At 68.4% G+C, this 11,207-nt stretch carries 12 protein-coding genes; 9 read left to right on the forward strand and 3 right to left on the reverse strand.

Annotated features, from left to right (window positions below):
* Positions 1-9 precede the first annotated feature (9 nt).
* The 4 genes from AAID08_RS08555 to AAID08_RS08570 are packed head-to-tail and all read left to right on the forward strand — an operon-like array spanning position 10 to position 2,986.
* Positions 10-966, forward strand: coding sequence for a tripartite tricarboxylate transporter substrate binding protein (locus tag AAID08_RS08555; RefSeq protein WP_054501285.1), 957 nt, complete (start codon positions 10-12; stop codon positions 964-966).
* Between the two features lie 2 nt (positions 967-968).
* The gene (locus AAID08_RS08560) at positions 969-1,499 is read left to right on the forward strand and encodes a carboxymuconolactone decarboxylase family protein (protein WP_395757519.1); all 531 of its coding nucleotides are present in this window, start codon (positions 969-971) and stop codon (positions 1,497-1,499) included.
* A 12-nt stretch (positions 1,500-1,511) separates the two neighbouring features.
* Positions 1,512-2,075: a DUF4286 family protein gene (locus tag AAID08_RS08565; protein ID WP_063582917.1), complete on the forward strand. Its 564-nt coding sequence runs from the start codon at positions 1,512-1,514 to the stop codon at positions 2,073-2,075.
* Positions 2,076-2,098: 23 nt separating this feature from the next.
* Entirely contained in the window at positions 2,099-2,986 is an 888-nt protein-coding gene (locus tag AAID08_RS08570) for an alpha/beta fold hydrolase (RefSeq protein WP_395757520.1), read from the forward strand.
* Between the two features lie 68 nt (positions 2,987-3,054).
* On the opposite strand, the gene argF is transcribed toward AAID08_RS08570, so the two are convergent.
* On the reverse strand, positions 3,055-3,996 hold the full coding sequence (argF, locus tag AAID08_RS08575; RefSeq protein WP_026382721.1) for an ornithine carbamoyltransferase: 942 nt from the start codon (positions 3,994-3,996) through the stop codon (positions 3,055-3,057).
* A 56-nt stretch (positions 3,997-4,052) separates the two neighbouring features.
* A complete protein-coding gene (locus AAID08_RS08580; RefSeq protein ID WP_395757521.1) occupies positions 4,053-5,234 on the reverse strand; it encodes an aspartate aminotransferase family protein in 1,182 nt (393 codons plus the stop codon).
* A 148-nt stretch (positions 5,235-5,382) separates the two neighbouring features.
* Between AAID08_RS08580 and AAID08_RS08585 the strand changes: the two genes are divergently transcribed.
* Positions 5,383-5,673 (forward strand): DUF3579 domain-containing protein, encoded by a 291-nt coding sequence (locus AAID08_RS08585; protein ID WP_006388526.1) that lies wholly within the window; start codon positions 5,383-5,385, stop codon positions 5,671-5,673.
* A 142-nt stretch (positions 5,674-5,815) separates the two neighbouring features.
* Here AAID08_RS08585 and AAID08_RS08590 read toward each other — a convergent pair whose 3' ends face one another.
* Positions 5,816-6,460 carry a GntR family transcriptional regulator gene (locus tag AAID08_RS08590; protein WP_231133078.1) on the reverse strand — a complete coding sequence of 215 codons (645 nt, stop codon included), beginning with the start codon at positions 6,458-6,460 and terminating at the stop codon, positions 5,816-5,818.
* Between the two features lie 323 nt (positions 6,461-6,783).
* On the opposite strand from AAID08_RS08590, the gene AAID08_RS08595 reads away from it, so the two are divergent.
* The 4 genes from AAID08_RS08595 to AAID08_RS08610 all read left to right on the forward strand — a co-directional run bounded on the left by AAID08_RS08595 (position 6,784) and on the right by AAID08_RS08610 (position 11,187).
* Entirely contained in the window at positions 6,784-7,527 is a 744-nt protein-coding gene (locus tag AAID08_RS08595; protein WP_054419807.1) for an aspartate/glutamate racemase family protein, read from the forward strand.
* 71 nt (positions 7,528-7,598) lie between these two features.
* Positions 7,599-9,176, forward strand: a complete 1,578-nt coding sequence (locus AAID08_RS08600) for an ABC transporter substrate-binding protein (protein ID WP_064528746.1) — start codon at positions 7,599-7,601, stop codon at positions 9,174-9,176.
* A gap of 87 nt (positions 9,177-9,263) precedes the next feature.
* Positions 9,264-10,256, forward strand: coding sequence for an ABC transporter permease (locus AAID08_RS08605; RefSeq protein WP_054434346.1), 993 nt, complete (start codon positions 9,264-9,266; stop codon positions 10,254-10,256).
* Positions 10,246-11,187, forward strand: coding sequence for an ABC transporter permease (locus tag AAID08_RS08610; RefSeq protein WP_395757522.1), 942 nt, complete (start codon positions 10,246-10,248; stop codon positions 11,185-11,187). Before AAID08_RS08605 ends, AAID08_RS08610 begins: the two co-directional genes overlap by 11 nt.
* Positions 11,188-11,207 lie beyond the last annotated feature (20 nt).

Below are 11,207 nucleotides of genomic sequence, written 5' to 3' on the forward strand. Positions count from 1 at the left end.
AGACAATCCATGTTCAAGAAATTCCTATTCGCCGGCCTGCTCGGCTTGGCCAGCCTGGCGCCCGCGGCGCATGCCGATGGCCCGGTGCGCCTGATCATTGCCTTCCCGCCGGGCGGCCCGGTGGACCTGGTCGGCCGGGTGCTGGCCGAACAACTGGGCAAGGAGCTCAAGCAGTCGGTCATCGTCGAGAACAAGGCGGGCGCCAACGGCAACATCGCCGCGGCCTACGTCGCCAAGGCGCCGGCCGATGGCTCGGTGCTATTCCTGACCAGCGTCGGCGCGGTGTCCATCAGCCCGGCCCTGTACAAGGACCTGCCGTATGACCCGGTGCGCGATTTCGCGCCGGTCTCGCGCGTGGTCAACAACGCCACCGTGTTCGTGGTGAACCCGGCCAACCCGGCCACCGACGCGGCCGATTTCGTCAAGCGCTCGCAGGCGGCCTCGCAGTCCGTGGCGATCGGCTCGTCGGGCATCGGCAGCATCCCGCACCTGACGCTGGAAATGTTCGCCGACGCCAGCAAGGCCAAGGTGCTGCACGTGCCCTACAAGGGCGCCGCGCCCGTGATCAACGACGTGCTGGGCAACCAGGTGAACGGCTTCTTCGGCGACGTGCCGGGCCTGATCGGCCACATCCAGAGCGGCAAGCTCAAGGCGCTGGGCATCGCCGCGCCGACCCGTCATCCGCTGCTGCCCGACGTCAAGACGCTGGCTGAGCAGGGCATCGCCGGCGTCGAATCGAACAACTGGTATGGCATCGTCGCGCCCGCGGCCACGCCGCCGGCCACGGTCGAGAAACTGAACCAGGCCCTGCGCGCCGCGCTGGGCAACGAGGCGGTGCGCGCCAAGCTGGAGAAGTTCGGCGCCCAGGCCGCGCCCAGCTCGCCGCAGGAACTGGCGGCGCTGATCGCGGCCGACCGCGAGAAGTGGGGTTCGCTGATCCAGCGCAAGAACATCCGTCCGGAGTGAGCATGAGCGATTGCCGAGTCTCGCCGGTCGTGCCGGGCACGCGCCCGGCCCTGGCCGAAATGGAAGCGCGCATCGCGGCCGCGCGCGGCCGCATCTCGCCGCTGTACCAGGTACTGCTGAACAGCCCCGCCGTGGTGCAGGGCTGGGAGGCGATGTTGACCGCGATCCGCCTGAACACCTCACTGTCGCCACGGGTGCGCGAACTGATCATCCTGCGCGTGGCGACCCTGAACAACGCGCCGTACGAGTTCGACGCGCACGTGCCGCACGCGCTGGCGGCGGGCATGCCGCAGGCGGTGGTCGACCAGTTGCGCGGCGGCCCGCAAGCGGACGCGGTGCAGGGGCTGGCGGCGGGCGAGGCCGACGTGCTGGCCCTGACCGACGCCATGACCCGCGACATCGAGGTGCCGGACGCGCTGTTCGCGCCGCTGCGTCCGCGCTACAACGATCAGGAACTGGTCGAACTGGCCGCGACGGTAGCCGCCTACAACATGGTGTCGCGCTTCCTGGTGGCGCTGCGCGTCGGGCACTGATAGGAGCTTTGCATGGACAAGACGGTATTGCTGGTGTCGCTGGGCGAGCGTTTCGACGCGGCGCGCGCGGCCGACATGGCGCAACGCCTGACCGAGGGCCTGGACGGCGTGCGGCTGCGCGCTTTCGCCGCGGTCGAAGAGGATGACACCTACGTGTACGTCGACGGCGACGCCGCCGCGCAGCCGGAAGTGCAGGCGCGACTGGCCGAGCTGTTCCCGGGGGCGCAGGCGCGCGTGCTGCACCTGACCCTGGACCTGGCCGGCGCTTCGGCCGGCTTGGATGCGCCCTGGCACTACGTCGTCGAGACCGACGTGCTGCCCGAGGCCGAGGCGGACCTGAATGCCTGGTACGACCAGGAACACCTGCCGGGGCTGGCCTCGGTGCCCGGCACCGTGCGCGCGCAGCGCTATGAATGCCGCGACCAGGGGCCGCGCTACCTGGCCTGCTATGACCTGGAGACGCGCGAGACCTTCGGCAGCCCGCCGTGGCTGGCGGTGCGCGCCACCGACTGGAGCAGCCGGGTGCGGCCGTCGTTCCGCAACACGCGTCGCACCATGTTCCAGAAGATTCTTTGACACAGAAGAACGAGGAGACAACGATGAGCAAGCGATGGGCGAGGGTTGTGCTGTGGGGCGCGCTGAGCGCGGCCGGGCTGTCGCTGGCCGCGCAGGCCGCGCCGACGCCTGCCGCGGCAGCGGCGGCCGACAAGGTCGAGCGGGTCACGGTGCTGCCGGGCAACGGCGCACGCATCGAGGTGCTGGTGCAGGGCCAGGGCCCGGCCCTGGTGCTGTTGCCGTCGCGCGGCCGTGGCCAGGAGGATTTCGATGACCTGGCGGCGCGGCTGGCGCAGGCCGGTTACCGCGTGCTGCGGCCCGAGCCGCGCGGCATCGGCGGCAGCAGCGGACCGATGAAGGACATCACGCTGCATGACTTCGGCAACGACATGGCGGCGGTGATCCGCGATGTCGCCAAGCAGCCGGCGGTGATGATCGGGCACGCGTTCGGCAACTGGGTGGCGCGCACCACGGGCGTGGACCACCCCGGCCTGGTGCGCGGCGTGGTGATCGTGGCGGCGGCGGCCAAGAAGTATCCCGCCGGCCTGAGCGAGCACGTCGACCGCAGCGCCGACCTGTCGCTGCCCGACGCCGAGCGCCTCAAGTCCATCCAATACGCGTTCTTCGCGCCGGGCCATGACGCCAGCGTCTGGCTCAACGGCTGGTACCCCGAGGTCAGCGAGAGCCAACGCCTGGCCGGCAAGGCCACGCGCCAGTCGGACTGGTGGTCGGGCGGCAGCAAGCCGCTGCTCGACCTGCAGGCGGGCGCCGACCTGTTCAAGCCGGAATCGACCCGCAACGAGATCCGCGACGAATTCGGCGAGCGCGTGTCGGTGGTGGTGATCCCGGGCGCCGGCCACGCGCTGGTGCCGGAAGCGCCGCAGGCGGTGGTCGACGCCATCGTGCGCTGGGAAAAGTCGCTCAAGCCCTGAATGCCGCGCCTGGCGCGGATACAAAAAAAAGCAGCCCCACGGGGCTGCTTTTTTCATGGGCGGGCTGCTTACTTGAGCTGGCCCAGCAGCAGGAACTCCATCAGCGCCTTCTGCACGTGCAGGCGGTTCTCGGCTTCATCCCAGACCACGCTCTGCGGGCCGTCGATGACTTCGCCGGTGACTTCCTCGCCGCGATGGGCGGGCAGGCAGTGCATGAACACGGCCTGGGGATCGGCGGCGGCCATCATCTCGGCGTCCACGCACCAGTCGGCGAAGGCGGCGCGGCGCTCTTCGTTCTCGGCCTCGTAGCCCATGCTGGTCCAGACGTCGGTGGTGACCAGGTGCGCGCCCTGGCAGGCTTGCATCGGGTCCTTGAACTGGCGCAGCACCTTGTCGGACGGCGAACCGATGCGGGCGGCTTCGAGCTCGTAGCCGGCCGGGGTCGACACGTGCAGCGTGAAGCCCAGCATCTCGGCGGCCTGCAGCCAGGTGTAGGCCATGTTGTTGGCGTCGCCGACCCAGGCGACCGTCTTGCCGGCGATGGGGCCGCGGTGCTCGATGTAGGTGAAGATGTCCGCCAGGATCTGGCAGGGGTGGAATTCGTTGGTCAGGCCGTTGATCACGGGCACGCGCGAGTGCGAGGCGAAGCGCTCGATGCGGGTCTGCTCGAACGTGCGGATCATGACGATGTCGACCATGCGCGAGATGACGCGCGCGGTGTCCTCGATGGGCTCGGAGCGGCCCAGCTGGGAATCGTTGGAGGTCAGGTTGATGACCGAGCCGCCCATCTGGTACATGCCGGCCTCGAACGAGACGCGGGTACGGGTGCTGGCTTTTTCGAACACCATCGCCAGCGTGCGGTCGTGCAGCGGCATGTGGGGTTCGTAACGCTTGAATTTTTCCTTGATCAGCCGCGCGCGGTCCAGCACGTAGGCGATCTCGGCGGACGAGAAGTCCTTGAACTGCAGAAAGTGCCGCAAGGGGCCGTTTTGAGTCGTGGGAGGAGTCATGGTGATGTCGCAGGTCATTGGGCCCGGACGGGCTCGTGGCCCGGGCGGGAGGTTGATTATGGATGTTCGGCCAGGAACTGTCGAATCAGCGGCGCCAGGATGTCTACGATCCGGTCGGCTTCGGCGCGCGACAGGACCAGGGGCGGCAGCAGGCGGATGACGCGGTCGCGGGTGACGTTGATCAACAGGCCCGCTTCCAAAGCGCGCAGCGCCAGCACGCCACAGGGACGGGCCAGCTCGATGCCCAGCATCAGGCCGCGCCCGCGCACTTCCGCCACGCCGGGCAGGCCGGCCAGTTCCTGCGCCAGCCGCGCCTTCAGGTGGCCGCCGACGCTGTGCGCGTTGTCCAGCAGGTTTTCCGATTCCAGCGCGTCCAGCACCGCCAGGCCGGCCGCGCAGACCAGCGGGCCGCCGCCGAAGGTGGTGCCGTGGCTGCCGGGGGTGAACACGCCCGCCGCGGGGCCGGCCGCCAGCATCGCGCCGATCGGCACGCCGCCGGCCAGGCCCTTGGCCAGGGTCATGACGTCCGGCACGATGTCGGCCCACTGGTGGGCGAACCATTTGCCGGTGCGGCCGATGCCCGACTGGACCTCGTCGATCATCAGCAGCCAGCCGCGCTCGGTGCACAGTTGTCGTACCTCTCGCAGGAAGGCGGCATCGGAGGGACGGATGCCGCCTTCGCCCTGCAGGGCTTCGAGCAGCACGGCGGCCACGCGCGGCTCGGCGTCGCCGGCGGCGCGGATCGCGGCGGCGTCGTTGTATGGCACCTGGATGAAGCCGGAGGGCAGGGGCTCGAAGCCCTTGCGCGCCTTGTCGCTACCGGTGGCCGCCAGCGTGGCCAGGGTACGCCCGTGCCAGGACGAATCCATGGTGATGATGTGGGCGTGGCTGTTGCCGCGCTGGTAGGCGTAGTAGCGCGCCAGCTTGATGGCGGCCTCGTTGGCCTCGGAGCCGCTGTTGTTGAAGACCACGTCGCGCATGCCGGACAGCGCCGCCAGGCGCGCGGCCAGCTCGGTCTGCTGCGGGACTTCGTAGATATTGGAGGTGTGGATGACGCGCGCGGCCTGCTCGCTGATGGCCGCGACCAGCCGGGGATGGGCGTGGCCCAGACAGGAGACGCCGATGCCCGCCAGCGCGTCCAGGTACTTGCGGCCCTGCGCGTCCCACAGCCAGACCCCCTGGCCGTACGTGAACGAGACCGGCAGCCGGGCGTAGATATTGGCCAGAGGCGAGGTCATGACGGGTCCTCCTGGGCATTTTTTCCCTGGGCGGAGCGCCTTTCGGGACAGGGCAAAGGATCAATCATATACAATTCGCGGCGCGGGGCGCATGTTTGATCACGCCGAAGATCCGGCCCAGTGAAGGGCGTCCCGTAGTGAAGAATCCATGGCAACTCGCGTCAGACAATTCGTAATTCATGGCGTTACCGAAAGCGGTAGCCGCTTTCGCCCCAGCGATTGGGCGGAACGGCTCGCCGGCGTAATGGCACAGTTCCGGCCCGCCGGCTGTGCGGGTAACCACCTCACCTATTCGCCCTACGTGCTTCCCGTCGTGATCGACGGCGTGCGCGGCATCGTGGTCGACCAGCGCTTGCGCGATCTCGAACCGCTGGCGTACAAGTTCGTGGTGGATTTCGCCCGCGACAACCACCTCAAGACGGAAGAACGCGAAATCTAGGCTTGCCGAAACCACAAAGCGCCCGAACCGGGCGCTTTTCCATTTCAGGCTTGCCACGTCAGGCCACGCCCCATTTGCCGGGGGCGGGTCGTCTCCTACCCGCGCGCCGCGCCCGCCTGCGGGCCGCCGCGCCGCGGTCCCCCTAGGTGCCGTAGCGGTCGAGGATCTTGCGGATGTCGCGCACGCCCGCGCCGTCCGGACTGAGCAGCGCGCGCGCCGTGACCGACTCCAGGTGATGTCCCAGCAGGTGCAGCACGTGCTTTTCGTCGCGCGCGCGCAGGCCGGCGACGATTTCGCGGTGCTCGCTGACCGCGCATTCGCTCGAATGCGGCCGGCCGTAAAGCGCCAGGATCAACGAGCAGCGCGACACGATCTCGTTGACGTAGCGGGCGTAGACCGCATTGCCCGACAACTCGGCCATCAGGATGTGGAATTCGCCGGACAGGCGGATCGACTCGTTGACGCTGTTGCGCGCGCGCGCGGCTTCTTCCTGCGCCACGTGCTGTTCCAGCCGCGCCAAGCCGGCCTCGGTGACGTGCTGCACCAGCCGGCGCGCCACGTCGCGTTCGAGGCAGCGGCGCGCCTCGAAGATGTCGTGGGCTTCTTCCAGGCTGGGGCGCGCCACCGCCGCGCCGCGATTGGGACGCAGGTCGACCAGCCCCTCGCTGAACAGGCGCGTCAGCACGCCGCGGACGATGGTGCGGCTGACGCCGAAACGCTCGCCGATGACGTCCTCGGGCAATTTGTCGCCCGGCAGCAAGGCCTGCTCGATGATCGCCTGCCGCAAGTTTTTGTATACGATTTCCGTGCGGTTTACGTCTTTCCGTGCGGGCTCCGCCGCGTCGGCAATGGGGGCCGTCATCTGGTGTGGATCTCCGATGCGTACGCGTTCCGGTGGGGGGAATCTGCCGGCGGAACCGCGCCGGTGCGCACTTTTCTAGGTGTGAAACAGCATACACCATCAGCCGCTAAGGGTTAGCGATAGCTTGAAGCGTCGGACCAATGGCGTACATTGTCGGCATAAATCGTATACAAACATTTATACAAAATTCAGGAATCCGTGGGTTTTGTAAGGGTGGATTTGTATACAAACCATCAGGGGTCCGATTCATGTCCGCAGCACCCGCCGTCCTTCCCGACCGCCTGGCCGTCACGCCCAGCCGCCTGCTGGTGATCAATGGCAACACCACCGCCGACCTGACCGCCAGCCTCGCCGAGCAGGCGCGCGCCTTTTTTGGCGACGCGGCCCGGGTGCATGCCGTGACGGTGCCGTTCGGGCCCGCTTATATCGCCAGCCGGGCGCAGGCCGCGGTGTCGGCCCACGCCGTCTGCGAAACCGCCGAGCGCGAGGCCACCCAGGCCGAGGCCGCTGGCGAGCCATTCGACGCCTGCCTGCTGGCCTGTTTCGGCGAACCCGGCATCGGCGCGGTGCGCGAGCGCCTGCGCATGCCGGTGGCCGGCATGGCCGAGGCCGCCATCCTGACCGCCCTGCAGCGTGGCGACCGCTACGCCATCGTGACGGTGGGGCGGCTGTGGCCGGGCATGCTGCGCGAGCAGATCCGCCAGCTCGGGCTGGAGTCGCGCTGCGCCGGCCTGCTGGCGCTGCCGGGCAATGCGCTCGACTACGTCACGCGCTCGCCCGCGACCATCGCCGCCGTGGGCCAGGCGCTGGACGACGCGGTCGCCCAGGGCGCCGACGTGGTCATCGTGGCCGGCGCCGCGCTGGCGGGTTTCCTGCCCAGCCTGCCGCGCCTGCCCGCCGTGCCCGTGATCGATTCCTATCGCGCCGCCCTGTCGCAGGTGCTGGCGCTGGCCACGCTCGAGCGCGCCCAGCGCCAGACCGCCGGCCACTGATTACCGCCGCCGGCCGTCCGCGCCGGCCTCCAGACGTATTCCATACCCACCTCCAAGGGAGCATTGCCATCATGAAGACGCTGCTGAAGTGGACCGCCGGGGCCGTGATCGCGCTATCGGCCATCACCGGGGCATCCGCCGCCAACACCCTGAAGTGGGGCGCCGCCCGCGACCTCGACTCGCTCGATCCGTATTCCTACGGCAGCACCTTCAACCTGGCGTTCCTGAACCACGTGTACGAAGCGCTGATCCGCTACGACGACAAGTTCAACATCACGCCGGCGCTGGCCGAGTCGTGGGAGTCGCCGTCGCCGACGGTGCTGCGCTTCCACCTGCGCCGCGGCGTCAAGTTCCACAACGGCGCGCCGTTCTCGGCCGACGACGTGGTGGCGTCCATGACCCGCGTGTCCGACGACGCCTCGCCGCTCAAGGGCAACCTGCCGGCCTTCAAGGCGGCGCGCAAGGTGGATGACTACACCGTCGACATCGAGATGACGCATCCGTACCCGCTGATGCTCAACGACCTGACCAACATCTTCATCTTCAACCGCCAGTGGCTGGTGGACAACAACAGCCTGAAGCCCACCGACGCGGCCAAGAAGATCGAGGGCTACGCCACCCACCACGCCAATGGCACCGGCCCCTTCAAGGTGGAGTCGTACCGGCCCGACACCCGCACCGTGCTGGTGGTGAATCCGGACTGGTGGGACAAGCCGCGCCACAACCTGGACCGCATCGAGTTCACGCCGATCGCCTCGGCGCCGACGCGGGTGGCGGCGCTGCTGTCGGGCGACATCAACTTCACCGAGAACGCGCCGCTGCAGGACCTGGACCGCCTGCGCGCCGCGCCCAACGTCAAGGTGCTGGCCGCGACCGAGCTGCGCACGCTGTATTTCGGCTTCAACCTGGGCGACAAGCTGGTCGGCTCCAACATCACCGACAAGAACCCGCTCAAGGACCTGCGCGTGCGCCAGGCGCTGTACATGGCGCTGTCGCCCGAGCTGCTGCAAAAGCGTGTGATGCGCGGGCTGTCGCGCACAACCGGCGCGCTGGTGGCGCCGTCGATCCCGGGCTATGACGCCCGGCAGGAGGAACGCCTGCCATTCGATGCCGCCCGCGCCAAGAAGCTGCTGGCCGAGGCGGGGTACCCCGACGGCTTTACGTTGTCGCTGCTGTGCTCGAACGACATGTTCGTCAACGAAGAGGAACTGTGCCAGGCCGCCGCCTCAATGTGGGCGCGCATCGGCGTGAAGGCTTCGCTGGCCAGCGGTCCGCGTTCGCTGCAGAACCCCAAGCGCTCGCGTGGCGAGTTCGACATCACCATCCACGGTTGGGCCAACGAGCCGCAGATCGACGCGCTGTCGATCCTGCTGCAGGTGATGCACAGCCGCACCGGCCCGGCCGGGGTCTTCAACTGGGGGCAGTGGGGCGATCCGGCGCTGGACGCGCGCATCGATGCCGCCGCCGCCGAGATGGACCGCCCCAAGCGCGTGCAGATGATGAGCGACATCCTGCAGACCCTGCACGACGACGTGCGCTTCCTGCCGCTGCACCAGCAGCCCATGGCCTGGGCGGTGGGCGCCAACGTCGGCGACGTGCTGCAGATGCCCGACAACAAGGCGCGGCTGTGGACGGTGCGCATGAAGTGATGGGCAAGGCGCCGCGTCCTGCATCGGCCGCGGCGCTCCTGGCTTGGAATGTCGAGATGCCCCCCAAGGGGCTGACAGGAGGCGCACATGCTGGCGTTCATAGTTAGGCGGGTCTGCAATGCGGTCGGCGTGATGCTGGCCGTGGCGTTGCTGGCCTTCGTGATTTTCCGTTTCGTCGGCGACCCGGTCGACATGATGCTCAACGAGCAGGCCTCGCAGACGCAGCGCGACGAGCTGCGCGAGCGGCTGGGCCTGAACGCCTCGGTCGGTATGCAGTTCGTGCACTTCGTCGCCAACGCGGCGCGCGGCGAGTTCGGCATTTCCTACCGCAACCAGCAGGATGTGTTCGCGCTGGTGGCCGAGCGCTTCCCGGCGACGTTCGAGCTGGTGATGATGGCGACGCTGCTGTCATTGGTGATCGGGGTGCCGCTGGGCGTGCTGACCGCCATCTACCGCAAGTCGCGCCTGGCGCAGGCGCTGCAGTTCGTCTCGATCCTGGGGATTTCGCTGCCCAGCTTCGTGGTCGGCATCATGCTGATCCTGGTGTTCTCGGTGCAGTTGGGCTGGCTGCCCGGTTTCGGGCGCGGCGACACGGTGCGCATCGGCGGCTGGACCACCGGCCTGCTGACGCCCTCGGGCCGCGCCGCGCTGGTGCTGCCGTCGATCACGCTGGCGCTGTTTCAGATCACGCTGATCATGCGGCTGGTGCGGGCCGAGATGCTGGAGACGCTGCGCACCGAGTTCATCAAATTCGCCCGCGCCCGCGGCCTGCCGGACCGGGTGGTGCATTTCCGGCTGGCGCTGCGCAATTGCCTGATGCCGGTCATCACCGTGACCGGCATGCAGATCGGCAACCTGATCGCCTTCGCGCTCATCACGGAAACCGTGTTCCAGTGGCCCGGCATGGGCCTGCTGTTCATCCAATCGGTCATGTTCGTGGACATTCCCGTCATGGCCGCCTATCTGGTGATCGTGTCCTTCATCTTCGTGGCGCTGAACACGCTGGTGGACATGATGTACGGCGTGGTCGATCCGCGCCTGCGCAGCCAGCACGTCAAGGGAGGCGCCAATGCTCACTAAACCGATGTCGAACGCGGGCCGCGGCCGGCTGGCGCGCTTCTTCCAGGGCGACCTGTGGTGGAGCCTGCGGCAGGATCCGGTGGCGATGGGGGCGGGCGTGGTGCTGATCGCCGTGGTGCTGCTGGCGCTGTTCGCGCCCTGGATCGCGCCGCAGAATCCCTACGACCTGGCCCAACTCGACCTGCTCAACGCCGAGCTGCCGCCGCGCTGGATCGCGGGCGGCGAGGCTCAGTTCCTGCTGGGCACCGACACCCAGGGGCGCGATGTCTGGTCGGCGATCCTGTATGGCTCGCGCATGTCGCTGGTGATCGGGCTGGCCACGGTGGTGCTGTCGCTGGCGATCGGTCTGCTGGTGGGGCTGGCGGCCGGCTATTTCGGCGGCTGGATCGACAATGCGCTGATGCGCCTGGGCGACACGCTGCTGAGCATTCCCACCATCCTGGTGGCGATCCTGGTGACGGCGGTGTTCCGGCAACTGCTGCCGCCGGGCCTGCGCGAGACGCTATCGGCGGTGATCCTGATCCTGGCGATCTCGATGACCAACTGGGTGCAGTACGCCCGCACCGTGCGCGCCTCGGCGCTGGTCGAGCGCGGCAAGGAATACGTACAGGCGGCGCGGCTGATCCGGGTCAGCCCGCTGCGCATCATGCTGACCCACATCCTGCCGAACACGCTGACGCCAGTGATGGTGACCGCGACCCTGAACCTGGGCCTGGCGATCCTGATCGAGGCCACCCTGAGCTTCCTGAGCGTGGGCATGCCGCCGACCGAGCCGTCGCTGGGTACCCTGATCCGGCTGGGCAACCAGTTCCTGTTCTCGGGGCAGTGGTGGGTGGTGGTGTTTCCCGCGCTGTACCTGAGCCTGGTGGTGCTGGTGGTGAACCTGCTGGGCGACTGGCTGCGCGATGCCCTCAATCCCCGCCTGCGCTGAGCGCGGCAAGAACACGGAGA

It is taken from the genome of Achromobacter sp. EB05 (assembly GCF_044232075.1).
Lineage (GTDB): Bacteria > Pseudomonadota > Gammaproteobacteria > Burkholderiales > Burkholderiaceae_B > Achromobacter > Achromobacter dolens.